Below are 17619 nucleotides of genomic sequence, written 5' to 3' on the forward strand. Positions count from 1 at the left end.
TCCCACGCCGGTAGAGTGGGCGGTTCCGGTCCGGGGCCGGACCGGGGCCTGTGACTCATGCCTCACTGTTGATCTGAGACCATTCCCCCCGGGGGCCGCCCGAAGTCGGGGCGGTGCTTGTTTCGGAGAGTTCGGAAGAGTTGCGACCAGGGGACGGATGGGACCGCGCAGTGCGGGGCTACGAACGGCACGAGCCTGACGACCATCTCTCGCGGTTCGAAGCCGAGATGGAGCGGCTGAAGACCGAGCGGGAGAAGGCGGTTCAGCACGCCGAGGACCTCGGCTACCAGGTCGAGGTGTTGCGCGCCAAGCTCCACGAGGCGCGCCGCAACCTGGCGTCCCGTCCCGCCTACGACGCGGCGGACATCGGTTACCAGGCCGAGCAGTTGCTCCGCAACGCCCAGATCCAGGCGGACCAGCTGCGCACCGACGCCGAGCGCGAACTGCGCGACGCCCGGGCGCAGACGCAGCGGATCCTCCAGGAGCACGCCGAGCACCAGGCAAGGCTCCAGGCCGAGTTGCACACGGAGGCGGTCACCCGTCGCCAGCGGCTCGACCAGGAGCTCGCCGAACGCCGGCAGACCGTCGAGGCCCACGTCAACGAGAACGTGGCGTGGGCCGAGCAGCTGCGCGCCCGCACCGAGGCGCAGGCCCGCCGCCTCCTGGAGGAGTCCCGCGCCGAGGCCGAGCACGCCCTGGCCGCCGCCCGCGCCGAGGCCGAGCGCGTCGCCCAGGAGGCCCGCCAGCGCCTCGGCTCCGAGGCCGAGAACGCCCGCGCCGAGGCCGAGGCGATCCTGCTGCGCGCCCGCAAGGACGCCGAGCGCCTGCTGAACGCCGCCTCCAACCAGGCGCAGGAGGCGACCGCCCACGCCGAGCAGCTGCGTACGTCGACGACCGCCGAGTCCGACCAGGCCCGTCGCCAGGCCGCCGAGCTGAGCCGCACCGCCGAGCAGCGGATGCAGGAGGCGGAGACGGCGCTGCGCGAGGCGCGCGCCGAGGCCGAGAAGGTTCTGACCGAGGCGAAGGACGCGGCGGCCAAGCAGCTGACGACGGCCGAGTCCGTCAACGAGCAGCGCACCCGTACGGCGAAGTCCGAGATCGCCCGGCTCGTCGCCGAGGCGACGAAGGACGCCGAGGCGCTCAAGGCGGAGGCCGAGCAGGCCCGCGCCGACGCCCTCGCCGAGGCCGAGCGGCTGGTGGCCGAGGCCGCCGACAAGGCCCGCACGGCCGCGGCCGAGGACTCGGCGGCCCAGCTCGCCAAGGCGGCCCGTACCGCCGAGGAGGTGCTCACCAAGGCGTCCGACGACGCCAGGGAGACCACCCGCAAGGCGTCCGAGGAGGCCGAGCGGATCCGCCGCGAGGCGGAGGCGGAGATCGAGCGGCTGCGCAGCGAGGCGGCGGCCCAGGCCGACCAGCTCAAGGGCGCGGCGAAGGACGACACCAAGGAGTACCGGGCCAAGACGGTCGAGCTGCAGGAGGAGGCGCGCAGGCTGCGCGGCGAGGCCGAGCAGCTGCGGGCCGAGGCGGTCGCCGAGGGCGAGCGGATCCGCGGCGAGGCCCGCCGCGAGGCCGTCCAGCAGATCGAGGAGGCGGCCCGTACCGCCGAGGAGCTGCTGACGAAGGCCCGGGGCGACGCCGACGAGCTGCGTACGTCCGCCTCCGCCGAGAGCGAGCGGGTGCGCGGCGAGGCCATCGAGCGCGCCACGACACTGCGCAAGCAGGCCGAGGAGGCCCTGGAGCGCACCCGCACCGAGGCCGACCGGCTGCGCGCCGAGGCCGAGGAGCAGGCGGCGGGCACCACCGCCGGCGCCGAGGAGGCCGCCCGCGCCCTGCGCGAGGAGGCCGAGCGCGGCATCGCCGCCCGCCAGGCCGAGGCCGCCGGGGAAGTGGCCCGGCTCCAGGCCGAGGCCGAGCAGCGCGTCACCGCCGCCGAGCAGGCGCTGGCCGAGGCGAGGGCCGAGGCGGAGCGGCTGCGCCGGGAGGCCGGCGAGGAGATCGAGCGGCTGCGCGCCGAAGCGGCCGAGCGGGTACGGACCCTCCAGGCGCAGGCCGAGACCGAGGCGGAGCGGCTGCGCACCGAGGCGGCCGCCGACGCGTCGCGGTCGCGCGCCGAGGGCGAGGCCGTCGCCGTACGGTTGCGCAGTGAGGCGTCGAACGAGGCGGAGCGGCTCAAGACGGAGGCGCAGGAGAGCGCGGACCGGATCCGCGCGGAGGCCGCCGCCGCGGCCGAGCGGGTCGGGACCGAGGCCGCCGAGGCGCTGTCCGCCGCCCAGGAGGAGGCCGCACGGCGCCGCCGGGAGGCCGAGGAGACGCTGGCCGCGGCCCGCGAGGAGGCCGAGCGGGAGCGTGCGCAGGCGCGCGAGCAGAGCGAGGAGCTCCTGGCGTCCGCCCGCAAGCGGGTAGAGGAGGCGCAGACCGAGGCGCAGCGCCTGGTGCAGGAGGCGGACTACCGGGCGACGGAGCTGGTCGCCGCGGCCGAGCAGACCGCGCAGCAGGTGCGGGACGCGGTCGCCGGACTGCACGAGCAGGCCGAGGAGGAGATCGCCGGGCTGCGGTCCGCCGCCGAGCACGTGGCGGAGCGTACGAGGACGGAGGCGCAGGAGGAGGCCGACCGGCTGCGCGCCGACGCCTACGAGGAGCGGGAACGGGCCACCGAGGACGCGAACCGGCTGCGCCGGCAGGCGCAGGAGGAGACGGACGCGGCCAAGTCGCTGGCGGAGCGCACGGTCGGGGACGCGATCGCGGAGGCGGAGCGGCTGCGCACCGACTCCTCCGAGTACGCCCAGCGGCTGCGTACGGAGGCGTCGGACGCGCTCGCGTCGGCCGAGCAGGACGCGGCCCGCTCGCGGGCCGAGGCCCGCGAGGACGCCAACCGCATCCGCAACGAGGCGGCGGCGCAGGCGGACCGGCTGATCGGCGAGGCGACGGGCGAGGCCGAGCGCATGGCGGCCGAGGCGGTCCAGGCGCTGACGGCGGCCGGCCAGGACGCGTCCCGCATGCGGGCCGAGGCCGAGCAGATCAAGGCGGACGGCGAGGCCGGTGCCGAGCGGCTGCGTGCCGAGGCCCGCGAGGAGGGCGAGCGGGTCCTCGACGAGGCGCGCGAGGCCGCGGATAAGCGGCGCGCCGACGCGGCGGCGCAGGCGGACAAGCTGGTGTCGGAGGCGAGCGGCGAGGCGGACAAGCTCCTCGCGGACGCGAACGCCGAGGCCGAGCGGCTGCGCGCGGAGGGCGAGCGGGTCCTGGACGAGGCGCGCCAGGCCGCCGACAAGCGGCGCGCCGACGCGGCGGCCCAGGCCGACCAGCTCGTCGCCGAGGCGAGCGGCGAGGCCGAGCGGCTGCGCGCGGAGGCCGCCGAGATGGTCGCCTCCGCCCAGCAGGCGGCGGAGCGCATCCGGTCCGAGGCGCGGAAGGTCCGGGCGGACGCGGAGGAGGCCGCCGAGAAGATGCGTGGCGACGCCAGGGCCGAGGCGGACCGGCTGCTCGACGAGGCGCGTCAGGCGGCGTCCAAGCGGCGTTCGGACGCGGCCGAGCAGGCCGACCAGCTGATGGCGAAGGCGCAGGAGGAGGCGCTGCTCGCCGCGACCAGGGCGGAGGAGCAGGCCGACACGATGGTCGGCGCGGCCCGCAAGGAGGCCGAGCGCCTGGTCGCCGAGTCGACGGTCGAGGGCAACTCCCTGGTGGAGAAGGCCCGTACGGACGCCGACGAGCTGCTGGTCGGGGCCCGCCGGGACGCGACCGCCATAAGGGAACGGGCGGAGGAGCTGCGCGCCCGTACCGAGGCCGAGATCGAGGAGCTGCACGAGCGGGCCCGCCGGGAGACGTCCGAGCAGATGCGGACGGCAGGCGAGCGCGTCGACAAGCTGGTGAAGGCCGCGACGGAGCAGCAGGCCGAGGCCGAGGCCAAGGCGAAGGCGATGATCTCCGAGGCGAGTTCGGAGGCGGGCAAGGTCCGTATCGCCGCGGTGAAGAAGGCCGAGGCGCTCCTCAAGGAGGCCGAGCAGAAGAAGGCCGAGCTGGTGCGCGAGGCCGAGAAGCTGCGTACGGAGGCCCGGGCCGAGGCGGATCGCATGGTCGACGAGGGCCGGCGCGAGCTCGACGTGCTGGTACGGCGCAGGGAGGACATCCAGGCGGAAATCTCCCGTGTCCAGGACGTACTCGAGGCGTTGGAGTCCTTTGAGGCGCCTTCCGGGGGCGGCAAGACGGGGTCGAACAGCGGCTCCGGCGCGGGCGGCGTGAAAGCCGGCGCGGCGGCGGGCGCCACTCGTTCGGGTGGCAAGTCATCCGACGGTTAGCCACTCAAAAGGGGTGTCATTCTCCAGATCAAACGGGCATTGACTCGATGACACGCCGCTTCGGCCCCTAGGATTCCCCCTAACACCTCACCGGTCACATTCGACAGGAACCCAGGAACCCCATGAGCGACACTTCCTCCCCCTTCGGCTTCGAGCTCGTGCGGCGTGGTTACGACCGCGGTCAGGTGGACGACCGCATTACCAAACTCGTCGCCGACCGTGACAGTGCTCTGGCCCGAATCACTGCTCTGGAAAAGCGCATCGAGGAACTCCACCTCGAGACGCAGAACGCCCAGGCCCAGGTGAGCGACGCGGAGCCGTCGTACGCCGGACTCGGTGCGCGCGTCGAGAAGATCCTCCGCCTCGCCGAGGAGGAGGCGAAGGACCTGCGTGAGGAGGCCCGTCGCGCCGCCGAGCAGCACCGCGAGCTCGCCGAGTCGGCGGCGCAGCAGGTGCGCAACGACGCCGAGTCGTTCGCCGCGGAGCGCAAGGCGAAGGCCGAGGACGAGGGCGTTCGTATCGTCGAGAAGGCCAAGGGTGACGCCTCCACGCTGCGCGGCGAGGCGCAGAAGGACGCGCAGCAGAAGCGCGAGGAGGCGGACGCGCTCTTCGAGGAGACCCGTGCCAAGGCCGCCCAGGCCGCCGCGGACTTCGAGACGAACCTGGCCAAGCGCCGCGAGCAGTCGGAGCGCGACCTGGCTTCGCGTCAGGCCAAGGCCGAGAAGCGTCTGGCCGAGATCGAGCACCGCGCCGAGCAGCTGCGCCTGGAGGCCGAGAAGCTGCGTACGGACGCGGAGCGCCGCGCCCGTCAGACGGTGGAGACGGCTCAGCGCCAGGCCGAGGACATCGTGGCCGACGCCAACGCCAAGGCCGACCGGATCCGCAGCGAATCCGAGCGCGAGCTGGCGGCGCTCACCAACCGCCGCGACTCGATCAACGCGCAGCTCACCAACGTCCGCGAGATGCTGGCCACGCTGACCGGTGCGGCCGTCGCCGCCGCCGGCGCCCCGGCCGACGACGAGCCGATCACCCGCGGCGTCCCGGCCCAGCAGACCCGCTAGTCCGCAGCGGAAGCAGTTCCGCCGCAGCAGCGCGCGAAAGCCCCCCGTCATTCCGGTGGCGGGGGGCTTTGCGCGCCCTTAGCGTGGCCGCATGATTGAGCTGTCGGGGCTGACGAAGCGCTACGGCGAGAAGGTGGCCGTCGATCATCTGACCTTCACCGTGCGGCCGGGCATCGTGACCGGCTTCCTGGGGCCGAACGGGGCGGGCAAGTCGACGACCATGCGGATGATGCTGGGCCTCGACAACCCGACGGCCGGCGACGTGCGCATCGACGGCCAGCACTACGCCGACCTCAAGGATCCCCTGAAGTACATCGGCGCGCTCCTCGACGCCAAGGCGATGCACGGCGGGCGCAGCGCCTACAACCACCTGCTGTGCCTGGCCCAGAGCAACGGCATACCGCGGAGCCGGGTCTCCGAGGTCCTGGAGACGGTGGGCCTGACGACGGTCGCGAAGAAGCGGGCGAAGGGCTTCTCGCTCGGCATGGGCCAGCGCCTGGGCATCGCGGGCGCGCTGCTGGGTGATCCGGAGATCCTCATGTTCGACGAGCCGGTGAACGGCCTCGACCCCGAGGGCATCCACTGGATCCGCAACCTCATGAAGGCCCTGGCCTCCCAGGGCCGTACGATCCTCGTCTCGTCCCACCTGATGAGCGAAATGGCGCTCACCGCCGACCACTTGGTGGTGATCGGCCAGGGGCGGCTGCTCGCCGACACCTCGATGGCCGACTTCATCCGGGAGAACTCGCGCAGTTACGTACGTCTGCGCTCCCCGGAGCAGGAGCGGCTGCGCGATGTGGTGCACGCCGCCGGGATCACGGCGGTCACCGCGGCCAACGGGTCGCTGGAGGTCGACGGGGTGACGTCCGAGCGGCTCGGTGAGCTCGCCGCACGGCATCAGCTCGTACTCCATGAGCTGAGCCCCCAGCAGGCTTCGCTGGAGGAGGCGTTCATGCGGCTGACCGCCGAGTCCGTCGAGTACCACGCGCATTCCGACGGCGACCGGCCCGCGCCCGGCGGGGCCGGCTGGGGCGCCGGAGTGCGGGAGCAGACGCACGAGAGGGGGGCTTGAGCCATGGCCGCAACACAGGTGATCAAATCGGAATGGACGAAGATCAAATCCGTTCAGTCCACAGTATGGACACTCGGCCTTGCCGCTGCCGTCACCATCGGGCTCGGCGTACTCATCAGTATTCTTGCGAAGAACGAATTCGAGAAGATGAGTGCGCAGGACAAGCTCGCCTTCGATCCCACGTTCGTGAGTTTCGCGGGCACCAGTCTTGGGCAGCTTGCAATGATCGTTTTCGGTGTGCTCGTCGTGTCGAACGAATACAGCACGGGAATGATCCGCATGTCGCTCGCGGCGGTCCCGCAGCGCGGCACCTTTCTCTTCAGCAAGATCACCGTCGCCACGGCACTCGCCCTGGCCGTCGGCATGATCACGAGCTTCGCCGCCTTCTTCCTCGGCCAGGCGATGCTCGGTGACCTGAGGGCGGACATCGGTGATCCGGGCGTGCTGCGCGCGGTGATCGGCGGCGGCCTCTACATGGCCCTGATCGCGCTGTTCTCGATGGGCGTCGCCTCGATGCTGCGCAGCCAGGTGCTCGCGCTCGGCGTCCTGATGCCGTTCTTCTTCCTGCTCGCGCCGATCCTGGGCAACGTCTCGGCGACCAAGAAGGTCGGCCAGTACCTGCCCGACCAGGCGGGCAGCAAGATCATGCAGGTGGTCACGCCGGTCGACGACAGCGCGCCGTACGGTCCGTGGGGCGGGCTGCTGATCATGACCGTATGGGTGGCCGCGGCCGTGGTGGGCGGATTCGTCCTGCTGAAGAAGCGGGACGCCTAGCGCGATCGAGGGCTCGGCGGCGCCGTCCCGGCTTAGCGGGAACCGTCAGCCGCTGGTTATCCTCCTAACCCTTACGGGGGTTCGGCCACGCGGTCACAGCCCCGACGACCCGACCTGTCGATGGGGCTGGCACACAATGATCGAGGCAGTCGGCCTGACGAAGCGCTACGGCGCCAAGACGGCCGTGTACAACCTTTCCTTCCAGGTGCGCCCGGGCACGGTGACGGGCTTCCTCGGCCCCAACGGCTCCGGCAAGTCCACGACGATGCGCATGATCCTCGGGCTGGACGAGCCGACCTCCGGCCATGTCACCATCGGCGGTCACCCCTTCCGCAAGCTCACCAACGCCCCCCGCCAGGTCGGCGCCCTGCTCGACGCCAAGGCCGTGCACGGCGGGCGCAGCGCGCGCAGCCACCTCATGTCGCTGGCGCAGCTCTCCGGCATCCCGGCCCAGCGGGTCGACGAGGTGCTGGGCGTCGTCGGTCTCCAGGACGTCGCCGGGCGGCGCTCCAAGGGCTTCTCGCTCGGCATGGGCCAGCGCCTGGGCATCGCGGCCGCGCTGCTCGGCGACCCGCAGGTACTGCTCTTCGACGAGCCGATCAACGGTCTCGACCCCGAGGGCATCCACTGGGTCCGCAACCTCATGAAGACGCTGGCCGCCGAGGGCCGTACGGTCTTCGTCTCCAGCCACCTCATGAGCGAGATGGCGGTGACGGCCGACCACCTGATCGTCATCGGCCGCGGGCAGCTGCTCGCCGACATGAGCGTCAAGGACTTCATCTCCGCCAACTCCGCGGACTTCGCCCGGGTGCGCACGCCGCAGACGGACCCTCAGCAGCGCGAGAAGCTGTCGTCCGTGCTGACGGAGTCCGGCGGGCACGTGATGACCGAGCCGGACGGGGCGATGCGCGTCACCGGGCTGCCGCTGCCGCGCATCAGCGACCTCGCGCACGACGCCGGCGTACGGCTGTGGGAGCTCTCCCCGCACCAGGCGTCGCTGGAGGAGGCGTACATGCGGATGACGCAGGGCGCGGTGGACTACCGCTCGACGGCGGACCAGCTGGCCGGCTTCCAGCAGCCGCAGCAGCCCGGCGGTTACGCCGAGCCCGTGGCCCCGCAGCAGGGCTGGTACGCCCCGCCGCCTCCCCAGCAGGGCGGGCAGCCGCCCTTCGCGGGCGCCCCGCTGCCGGGCGGCCCCGCGCCGGCTCCCGGCTACGCCGCCCCGGGCCAAGCCGCCGCCCCGGGCCACAACCCGTACGCGGCGCCGGCCGCCCCGGCGGCGCCGCCCGCGCCCGCCGCACCGCCCGCGCCCGACCCGACCAAGAGCGACAGCGACAGCCCCGAGGACGCCCGATGACGACCCCGTACCAGCAGCAGGCCGCTCACCAGGCCCCCCAGCCGTACGCGCCGCAGGGCGTGGCGTCGTACGTCTCCCCCATCCCGGTGCGCAGGGCGACCCTCGGGGACGCGCTCGCCTCGGAGTGGACGAAGATCCGCTCGGTCCGCTCCACGATGTGGACGCTCGGCGTGATGATCGTGCTCGTGCTCGGCATCGGGCTGCTCTCGGCGGTGGCCGTCGGCTCGTCCGGCGCCGACCTCGGCGAGACCCCGGTCCTGAGCCTCGGCTTCTTCGGCGTGCTGCTCGGCGCGATCCCGGTGATCACGCTCGGCGTCATGACCGTCGCGTCGGAGTACGGCACGGGCATGATCCGTACGACCCTCACGGCGTGCCCCAGCCGCTCGCGCGTGCTGACCGCGAAGGCGATCGTCTTCTTCGCCGTGGCCTTCCTCATCACGCTGGTGACCACCGCCCTCGTCGGAGCGTTCCAGACCGCGATGCTCGGCGGCGTCACGCCGACCGGCGAGGACTGGGCGCGCGCCACCCTGGGCGTCAGCCTGTACGTCGCGACGCTCGGCCTGCTGTCGCTCGCCATCGGCTCGCTCATCCGTCACTCGGCGGGCGCGATCACCATCATGATCGGCGTGGTGCTGCTGCCGCTGGTGCTGGCGATGTTCATGTTCTCCGAGACGCTCGCCGACCTCCAGGAGGCGCTCTTCGAGTACTCGATCCCCAACCAGCTCAGCGTCTTCTACGGCGCCTCCGTCACCGACTCGGGCCCGTCGGGCTGGGACCCGCTGTGGATCCTGCTGGGCGTGACGGCCGTGGCGCTCGGCGGCGCGTACCTCGCCCTGGAGAAGCGCGACGTGTGACCGCCGGCCGGCGGCGGCCGGTCAGTGGCGCGGGGCGTTCCTGGACCGCTGCACCTTCGTGGTGCGGCGGTCCCTCGCGTTCCAGCACGCCTTGTGCCAGTGCCTGCGGTCGTCGACGCCGCCGTACTCGGGCCAGGCCACCAGGTGCGCGACACCGGACGGGATCTCCTGGTCGCAGCCCGGGCAGCGGTACCGCTTGCCGGCCGCGCTCGCACCGGCGACGTGGCGCACCGACCACTCCTCGCCCTGCCACGACTCGGTGCTCTGGAGCCCGAATCTGTCTCCGAACGCACCGGTCGGAGGCGCTGCGGGGTTCTCGCCGCCCTTGGGGCGGTTGCGACGCGGGGACACCTGAAACCTCACGGGTCGAACGGCACTGGCCCCACCCAGCCTAGGGCCATCCGGCGGGGGTACACGTACCGCATCGCGTGCGGGCAGCCGCTCGTTGGGCGCGGCTTACCGGAAAATCGCAACAACTTCGCGCGCGCCCGTGCCTTTGGCACGTGTCAGACGTTGTTGCCAGTGAGGGGGAGCCGCGTCGGCCGCAAGGAGGCAATAGGCGATGCGTGTCGGAACATTTGTACTGGCGGCCCAATTCCCGGGCCAGGGCCAGGGGGAGGCACTGCACCGGGCGGTGCGGTCGGCCGAGGTCGCCGAGGAGGCCGGGCTCGACTCCGTGTGGCTGGCGGAGCACCACTTCGTACCGTACGGCGTGTGTCCTTCGGCGGTGACGCTCGCCGCGCTGCTGCTCGGGCGCACCCGGCGCATCCGGGTGGGCACGGCGGTCAGCGTCCTGCCCACCGCGCACCCGGTCGCCCTGGGCGAGCAGGCCGCGCTGCTGCACCTCACCTCCGGCGGGCGGTTCACGCTCGGCGTGGGGCGCGGCGGTCCCTGGGTGGACCTGGAGGTGTTCGGGCAAGGTCTCGCCGCGTACGAGCACGGTTTCCCCGAGTCGCTCGATCTGCTGCTGCGCTGGCTGCGCGAACCGCGCGTGGAGGCGCGCGGCGAGCGGTTCGACTTTCGCGAGGTCGCCGTCGTACCGCGGCCGGACGAGCTGCTGCGCGCCGCGCCGGACGACGGAGGGCCGGGCGGCCCGGAAGTCGTGGTCGCGTGCACCTCCCCCAAGAGCGTGCGGCTGGCCGCCGAGCGCGGGCTGCCGATGCTGCTCGGCATGCACTGCGGCGACGAGGACAAGGCGGAGATGGTGGCGCTGTGGCGCAGGCTCGCGCTCGCCGCAGGACATGAGCCGGAAACGGTCGCGACGGCGGGCCACGTCTCGGCCGGCGTGGCTCAGATCGCGGACAGCGCGGCCGACGCCACCGAGACGCTGACGAAGGCGATGCCCGGCTGGCTCAAGCAGGGACTCGACGCCCATGTGACGGTCGACGGGCGCCACCGCGCGATGCGGGACCCCGTCGCCTACACGGAGATGCTGTGCGCACTGCACCCGGTGGGTCCGCCGCGGCTGGCCGCCGAACGGCTGGCGGCCACCGCGGAGCGGACCGGGATCACGCGTTTCGCGCTGCTCGTCGAAGGGTCGGGCGACCTCGCGGCCACCGAGGAGAACGTACGGTCGCTGGGTTCCGAAGTGCTGCCCCTGCTGTCGTGACCGGGCGGCCGCCGTCGCTCCGCATCGGCGCACCACGCGCGATGCGGAGCGACGACAGCAGTGCCTCAGCAGTCCCGCAGTGTCGGTGACTGGTTGAGCAGCTGACCCCGGATCGACGTGAAACGGCTGAGCCGCTCGTCCGAAGAGGAGTCCACCGGGAACACCGCTACGCGGTGGCAGTTCTGGAATGCGAGACGTACGCCGAAGTGCCGCTGGAGCGCACCGCGAATCGCGTCACTCGCGAGTGCGCGCAGCAGCTGACCACGTGCCTGCTCGTCCGGCGGAGGCGTCTGGTTGTCGGCGAACTCGCCACCGTCGACCTTCAGCTGAGCCACCAGAGAGCTGATCATCTCCCATGCGTAAGGCAGGGAGGTCCGGACGCAGTCGACGAAGGCGGCTTCGTCGACATCGCCTCGCTCGGCCTGTTCCAACAGTGCCGGTGAGACGTCGAGCGACATGGGTTCTCCTCTCGCGACCCCGGGGCCGGGGTCTTACGGGCAGGGAAGACGGACGACGACGCAGAGTGCACGTACGACGACCTCCTGCATCCAAGTTAAGCGTGCGGTCCTGGCCGCACCAGGAGATTGGGAACACAACCAGCCAACAACGAAGGGGGGCTTACTGGGCGAATCGCGTAGAGGGATCGTCGTCGAGTAGCGTTGCGCCTCATGCGTCTCGTCATTGCCCGCTGCTCCGTCGACTACGCGGGCCGGCTCACCGCCCACTTGCCCTCCGCTCCCCGTCTGATCCTGGTGAAGGCGGACGGCAGCGTCTCGATCCACGCCGACGACCGGGCGTACAAACCGCTCAACTGGATGTCGCCGCCGTGCACCCTCAAGGAAGGCACGGGGGACGACGCCGGCACGTGGACGGTGATCAACAAGGCGGGCGAGAAATTGATCATCACCATGGAGGAAGTGCTCCACGACTCGTCCCACGAGCTGGGCGTCGACCCCGGGCTCATCAAGGACGGCGTGGAAGCGCACCTCCAGGAGCTGCTCGCCGACCGCATCGACACGCTCGGCGAGGGGTACTCCCTGATCCGCCGCGAATACCCCACGGCCATCGGGCCGGTGGACATCCTGTGCCGCGACGCGGACGGGGCGACGGTCGCGGTGGAGCTGAAGCGGCGCGGTGACATCGACGGCGTCGAGCAGCTCACCCGTTACCTGGAGCTGCTCAACCGCGATCCCCATCTGGCGCCGGTGAAGGGCATCTTCGCGGCGCAGGAGATCAAACCGCAGGCACGGGTCCTGGCGACGGACCGCGGGATCGGCTGCGTGGTCCTGGACTACAACGCGATGCGGGGCATCGAGGACGACAAGCTCCGGCTGTTCTGAGGCCGGGGACCGCCGTGTGCCGCTGAGCGAAGCACGCCGGGCGGTGGGCGCGGGCGGGTGCGGGGAGGCTTCCCCGCACCCGCCCCCTGCTGTCTGCGGGCGCGCCGGGCTACGCGGCCGGGGCGCTTTCGCTGGGGCTGCCACTGGTGGTCGTGGTGGTGCCGCCGTCCGCGGTGCCGCCTTCGGTGGTCCCGCCCTCCGCGCCGCCGGTGGTGTCCCCGGTGGTGCCGCCGTCCGTGGTGCCGCCGTCGGTCGTGCCACCGTCCGTCGTGCCACCGTCGGTGGTCCCGCCGTCCGTCGTACCGCCGTCGGTCGTGCCACCGTCCGTCGTGCCACCGTCGGTCGTGCCACCGTCGGTGGTGCCACCGTCGGTCGTCCCGCCGTCCGTCGTACCGCCGTTGGTGGGGGCGCCGGTCGTCGGGCCGCCCGTGGTCGGACCGCCCGTCGTCGGGCCAGCGGTCGTCGGGTCGTCGGAGGCCGGCGGCTTGCTGCCCGGGGACGACTTGTCGTCGCTCGGGGTGCCGCTCTTCGACGGTTCGCCGGACGCCTTGCCGTCACCGCTCTCGCCCGGCGAGGGCTGTCCCGACGTGCTGGGGCCTGTGGGACGGCCGGGGCGCCCGGTGGAGTCCTGGCCCGGCTCGTCGGCCGTGAAGCCGCTCCCGAAGCCGTCCTCGTCCGCCGACTGCTCGGACGTGACCCGGTTCCGCGGCTCGTCGCCCTCCGAGGTCGCTCCCAGCGTCACCACGGTGCCCAGTACGGCGACGAGCAGCGCGCCGGCGCCCGCGGCGACCATGTTGCGCCGGGCGCCGCTGAGCACGGCGAGACGGCCACCGCCGCCGGCGCGGGGCGGCCGGTGCGAGACGAGTGTGCTGTCGTCCGCGGCCCGTTCGGGTCCCCCGGGCAGCGACAGGGGAACGACCGCCGCCGGCACACCGCCGGGCGGCGACGCCGACTCCTCGTACCGCGCCGCCGGCACCTCCTCCGCCGCGGGCGTGCGCCCGTCGGGGACGAGCCCGGCCACCGCGGGCCGGGAGCGGTCGGCGACCAGGGCGAGTGCCCGGCGTCCGGCGACCGTGCCGCTCTTGTCCGCCACCGCGCCGCGCATCGCGACGGACGCCTCCAGTTCCGCCCTGGCCCGGTCGAGATTGCCCGTGCAGAGCGCGAGGACGCCCAACTCGTGGTGGAAGTACGCCTCTTCCGCGACCTCTCCGGCGATGCGGGCGGCTTCGAGTCCGGTCCGCAGCGCCCGCTCCCAGGCGCCCCAGCACAGGCCGGCCGCGAACGCGGGAGCCGCCGTACGGGCCAGCAGGACGGCCGCGCTCGGGTGTCCCGCCTCGGAGCCCGGCACCAGCGCGCCCATGGCCGCGAGGATCGCGTCGGCCTCGGAGGCCGCCCGCTGCGGGGTGACCGAGGGGTGCCCGGCCCACCAGGCGTAGTGCTGGGAGGCGGTGTGCGCGCGCTCCGCGAGGTCGTCGGTGTACCCGGCGGCCTCCAGCTGTACGGCCACACCCGCCGCCAGCCGGAACCGCGCCCCGAACGGCGAGAGCAGACCGCAGCTCATCAGCTCGCCCAGGGCGGCGTCCGCGTGGGTGTCGCCCACGAGCGCCGGCAGGTGCGCCTGGTGCGGCACCTCGCCGCCGAGCGCGAGGGCGAAGCGCAGGGTGGCGCGGGCGGACTCGCTCAGCCGGGACGCGAGCAGGGCGGCCGGCATCGCTCCTTCGGCGAGCGAGGGCAGGGGTACGTCGTGGAGGCCGTCCTCCGCGTCGAAGGGCGCGGCGGGCTGCCCTTCGGCGTACCCGGGCGCGTCGAAGACGGTAGGGTCGGCGCGCAGCTGGTCGCGCTGGCGCAGCAGGGCGCCCGCCTGCGCGAAGCGCAGCGGCAGCCCCTCGGACTCGAACCAGAGGTCGCCGGCCCAGTTGGCCTCGTCGTCGGTGAGCGGCCGGTCCACGGCGCGCTCCAGGAGCTCCAGGGTGGCGCTGCGGCCGAGGCCGCCGAGGAACACCTCCTCGACGTGCGCATCGGGCGAGGGAGCGGCCACGTCCGGCGTCGTGGCGAACAGGAAGGCGCACTCGGGGGTGGCGTCCAGCAGCTCGTCCAGCGCCGGCCCGCCGAATTCCAGGTCGTCGACGACGACGACGGCCCCGATCTCGTGGACCAGGCCGAGCAGGCCCGCGCGGTCCGGGCGGTGCAGCGGCGCGCTGTAGACGGCGGCGAACAGGTCGTGGAGCAGCTCGTCTGCCGTGCGGTGGGCTCCGCAGAGGCGTACGACCCCGTCGGGCGCGAGGTCGGCGCATTCGGCCGCGACCGCGTCGAGGAGGGCCGTGCGGCCCGAGCCGGACGGGCCGGTCAGCCGCACCGAGCGGCCGCGCGCGAGCAGCCGTACGAGCCGCTCGCGCTCCTCCTGGCGCTCCAGGAGCGGGAGCTCGGGCGCGACCGGCCCCGGCGGGACGGGCGGCCTGGCGGCGCGCTCCAGTTCCGCGCGGTCGTCGGCGCTGTGCCTGACCGGCCGGGCGGGGCGCTCGCCGGGCGGGCAGACCTCGATCTCGCTGCCGTCGACGGGGTTGACGGTGAGCAGGAAGTCGCCCGCCACGACCTGGACGGTACGGGCGGGCGCGGACGAGCCGGGTCCGCTCGCCCGGCCGGCGCCGGCCGGACCGTTCGCCGGGGCGGCCGGCGGCGCGTCCTGGGGTTCCGGGCGCTGCCCGTCACCGGTGCCGCTCCCGCCGAACAGGTCGTCGTCGTGGCCGTAGTCTTCGGGTCCCCGGTTCATCGGGTCCATGGTCAAAGCCCCCCAGATGCGTCGCGTGCCGATGCCCCTCCCGGCCTTTCACACGCTCGCTGTCGCTTCTGGTCCGGTGCCCGCCGTACTCGGGTTCGTCAATCGGCAGGCGAGCCGAACCCTAGACCTTCGCACAGTACCGGGGAACACGAGGGGTGCCGCCCCGCCCGGGACGTCACAGTCTCGTGAGGATTGTGCCCGCCGTACGGATCGCGCCGCTTCGCGCCGGCGCCGTGCCGCTCAGACCCGCGGCAGCGACTCGGCGGCGAGGCCGCCCTCGATGGCGAGGATGCGGTGCAGCCTGGTCGCCACGAGCAGGCGCTGCATCTGGGCCGGTACGCCGCGCAGCACGAGCCGGCGGCCCGCCCGCCCGGCCCGCCGGTGGGCGCCCATGATCACGCCGAGACCGGTGGCGTCCCAGGAATCCAGCTCGGTCAGGTCCAGCACGAGATCGCCGACGCCGTCGTCGACGGCCGAGTGCAGGACCGTACGGGCGTCCGCCGCGCTGCGGACGTCGAGGCGGCCCCCGACGACCAGCTCGACGTGGTCGCCCCTGATGTGCATATCGCTCCCCGAGAGTTCGTCGGATCTCCGTGTCTTGTTTCTTTCCTTGCACCCAACTGACTGCCGTACGGGCAAGGAAGTTGCCGTCCGTAAGCGAACCGATACCGAATTCACCCCTGGGAGTGACCCCAGGGGCTGACAGGGCATCAGTGCTTGTAGAAGCCCTGCCCGCTCTTGCGTCCGATGTCACCGGCATCAACCATCCGGCGCATCAGCTCCGGCGGCGCGAACTTCTCGTCCTGCGACTCCGTGTAGATGTTGCTGGTCGCGTGCAGCAGGATGTCGACGCCGGTCAGGTCCGCGGTGGCGAGAGGGCCCATGGCGTGGCCGAAGCCCAGCCTGCAGGCGATGTCGATGTCCTCGGCCGAGGCGACGCCCGACTCGTACAGCTTGGCGGCCTCGACCACGAGGGCCGAGATGAGGCGGGTGGTGACGAAGCCGGCCACGTCGCGGTTGACGACGATGCAGGTCTTGCCGACGGACTCGGCGAACTCCCGCGTGGTCGCCAGCGTTTCGTCGCTGGTCTTGTAGCCGCGCACGAGCTCGCAGAGCTGCATCATCGGCACGGGCGAGAAGAAGTGCGCGCCGACGACCCGCTCCGGACGCTCCGTCACGGCCGCGATCTTGGTGATCGGGATGGCGGAGGTGTTGGAGGCGAGGACGGCGTCCTCCCGCACGATCTTGTCGAGCGCGCGGAAGATCTCGTGCTTGACCTCGAGCTTCTCGAAGACGGCTTCGACGACGATGTCGGCGTCGGCGACCGCGTCGAGGTCGGTGGTCGTGGTGATGCGGCCGAGCGCCGCCTCGGCGTCCGCGGCGTCCAGCTTGCCCTTGGACACGAACTTGTCGTACGAGGCCTTGATGCCGTCACGGCCGCGGGTCAGCGCGGCGTCGGTGACGTCGCGCAGGACGACGTCCCAGCCCGCCTGCGCCGAGACCTGCGCGATACCGGACCCCATGAGTCCGGCTCCGATGACGGCGAGCTTCCTGGCCACGACACACCCCTTGATTCTTTTGGCCTCTACGCCTGTTCGCTTCAGGCTCTCCGGCGGAGATTAGCGTCCGTGAGGGGCCGAGTGGCGGCGAAGAGATACGCGTCACGTCTCAGATGACGGACATCACACCGGGACGCCTCATTCGGCGGACCGCACCGCGTAGTTGAGCGGCCTGCCGCTCGGTGGTGCCGGTGTCCGCCGCACCGCGTAGTTGAGCAGCCTGCCGCTCGGCGCTGCCGGTGTCCGCCGCCGTGACGGTGGGCACACGCGTCCTGCGCGGGGCGGGCGCGTAACTAGGCTGGCCGTATGGTCAACCTGACGCGCATCTATACCCGTACCGGCGACAAGGGCACCACCGCCCTGGGCGACATGAGCCGAACCGCCAAGACCGACCTGCGGATCGCGGCGTACGCCGACGCCAATGAGGCCAATGCCGTCATCGGGACGGCTGTGGCCCTCGGACAGCTCGACGAGGCCGTGGTGAAGGTCCTCGTCCGGGTCCAGAACGACCTCTTCGACGTGGGCGCGGATCTGTCGACGCCCGTGGTCGCGGACCCCGAGTACCCGCCGCTTCGCGTGGAGCAGTCGTACATCGACAAGCTGGAGGCGGACTGCGACCGCTTCCTCGAGGAACTGGAGAAGCTGCGGAGCTTCATCCTGCCGGGCGGTACGCCGGGGGCCGCGCTGCTGCACCAGGCGTGCACGGTCGTGCGGCGGGCCGAGCGGTCCACCTGGGCGGCGTTCGAGGTCCACGGCGAGGTCATGAACCCGCTGACGGCCACGTACCTCAACCGCCTGTCCGACCTCCTGTTCATCCTGGCCAGGGTGGCCAACAAGGAGGTCGGAGACGTGCTGTGGGTGCCGGGGGGCGAACGGTAGACGGCGACCGCCCGCGGCGGGCCCGCGGGGATCTCCCGGGCCC

General features: G+C 72.7%; 14 protein-coding genes. 9 read left to right on the plus strand and 5 right to left on the minus strand.

Features of this window, described 5'->3' with window-relative positions; translation table 11 throughout:
* The first annotated feature begins 170 nt into the window (after positions 1-170).
* From scy to ACWGH0_RS09990, 6 genes are all read left to right on the plus strand, one after another.
* Complete coding sequence (scy, locus tag ACWGH0_RS09965; RefSeq protein ID WP_453403669.1) at positions 171-4292, plus strand: polarized growth protein Scy; 4122 nt, start codon at positions 171-173, stop codon at positions 4290-4292.
* 122 nt (positions 4293-4414) lie between these two features.
* Entirely contained in the window at positions 4415-5353 is a 939-nt protein-coding gene (locus tag ACWGH0_RS09970; RefSeq protein WP_028813188.1) for a coiled-coil domain-containing protein, read from the plus strand.
* Between the two features lie 91 nt (positions 5354-5444).
* Complete coding sequence (locus ACWGH0_RS09975; RefSeq protein ID WP_453403670.1) at positions 5445-6425, plus strand: ABC transporter ATP-binding protein; 981 nt, start codon at positions 5445-5447, stop codon at positions 6423-6425.
* A 3-nt stretch (positions 6426-6428) separates the two neighbouring features.
* On the plus strand, positions 6429-7199 hold the full coding sequence (locus ACWGH0_RS09980; RefSeq protein WP_453403671.1) for an ABC transporter permease: 771 nt from the start codon (positions 6429-6431) through the stop codon (positions 7197-7199).
* A gap of 136 nt (positions 7200-7335) precedes the next feature.
* Positions 7336-8556: an ABC transporter ATP-binding protein gene (locus ACWGH0_RS09985; RefSeq protein WP_453403672.1), complete on the plus strand. Its 1221-nt coding sequence runs from the start codon at positions 7336-7338 to the stop codon at positions 8554-8556.
* Positions 8553-9410 carry an ABC transporter permease gene (locus ACWGH0_RS09990; protein ID WP_453403673.1) on the plus strand — a complete coding sequence of 286 codons (858 nt, stop codon included), beginning with the start codon at positions 8553-8555 and terminating at the stop codon, positions 9408-9410. The genes ACWGH0_RS09985 and ACWGH0_RS09990 overlap by 4 nt, the downstream gene beginning before the upstream one ends.
* 21 nt (positions 9411-9431) lie before the next feature.
* Here ACWGH0_RS09990 and ACWGH0_RS09995 read toward each other — a convergent pair whose 3' ends face one another.
* A complete protein-coding gene (locus ACWGH0_RS09995; protein ID WP_453403757.1) occupies positions 9432-9761 on the minus strand; it encodes an ATP/GTP-binding protein in 330 nt (109 codons plus the stop codon).
* 211 nt (positions 9762-9972) lie between these two features.
* Between ACWGH0_RS09995 and ACWGH0_RS10000 the strand changes: the two genes are divergently transcribed.
* Positions 9973-11019, plus strand: a complete 1047-nt coding sequence (locus ACWGH0_RS10000; protein WP_453403674.1) for an LLM class flavin-dependent oxidoreductase — start codon at positions 9973-9975, stop codon at positions 11017-11019.
* Between the two features lie 65 nt (positions 11020-11084).
* Here ACWGH0_RS10000 and ACWGH0_RS10005 read toward each other — a convergent pair whose 3' ends face one another.
* Positions 11085-11477 (minus strand): SCO5389 family protein, encoded by a 393-nt coding sequence (locus ACWGH0_RS10005; RefSeq protein WP_138897598.1) that lies wholly within the window; start codon positions 11475-11477, stop codon positions 11085-11087.
* Positions 11478-11687: 210 nt separating this feature from the next.
* Between ACWGH0_RS10005 and nucS the strand changes: the two genes are divergently transcribed.
* Positions 11688-12359, plus strand: coding sequence for an endonuclease NucS (gene nucS, locus ACWGH0_RS10010; RefSeq protein ID WP_028813196.1), 672 nt, complete (start codon positions 11688-11690; stop codon positions 12357-12359).
* A 109-nt stretch (positions 12360-12468) separates the two neighbouring features.
* On the opposite strand, the gene ACWGH0_RS10015 is transcribed toward nucS, so the two are convergent.
* From ACWGH0_RS10015 to ACWGH0_RS10025, 3 genes are all read right to left on the minus strand, one after another.
* Positions 12469-15138, minus strand: coding sequence for an ATP-binding protein (locus ACWGH0_RS10015; RefSeq protein WP_453403675.1), 2670 nt, complete (start codon positions 15136-15138; stop codon positions 12469-12471).
* Between the two features lie 240 nt (positions 15139-15378).
* Entirely contained in the window at positions 15379-15702 is a 324-nt protein-coding gene (locus ACWGH0_RS10020; RefSeq protein ID WP_069926899.1) for an STAS domain-containing protein, read from the minus strand.
* Positions 15703-15848: 146 nt separating this feature from the next.
* A complete protein-coding gene (locus ACWGH0_RS10025; RefSeq protein ID WP_453403676.1) occupies positions 15849-16697 on the minus strand; it encodes a 3-hydroxyacyl-CoA dehydrogenase family protein in 849 nt (282 codons plus the stop codon).
* Positions 16698-17003: 306 nt separating this feature from the next.
* Between ACWGH0_RS10025 and ACWGH0_RS10030 the strand changes: the two genes are divergently transcribed.
* A complete protein-coding gene (locus ACWGH0_RS10030; protein ID WP_453403677.1) occupies positions 17004-17576 on the plus strand; it encodes a cob(I)yrinic acid a,c-diamide adenosyltransferase in 573 nt (190 codons plus the stop codon).
* Positions 17577-17619 lie beyond the last annotated feature (43 nt).

It is taken from the genome of Streptomyces sp. NPDC054887, assembly GCF_053610585.1.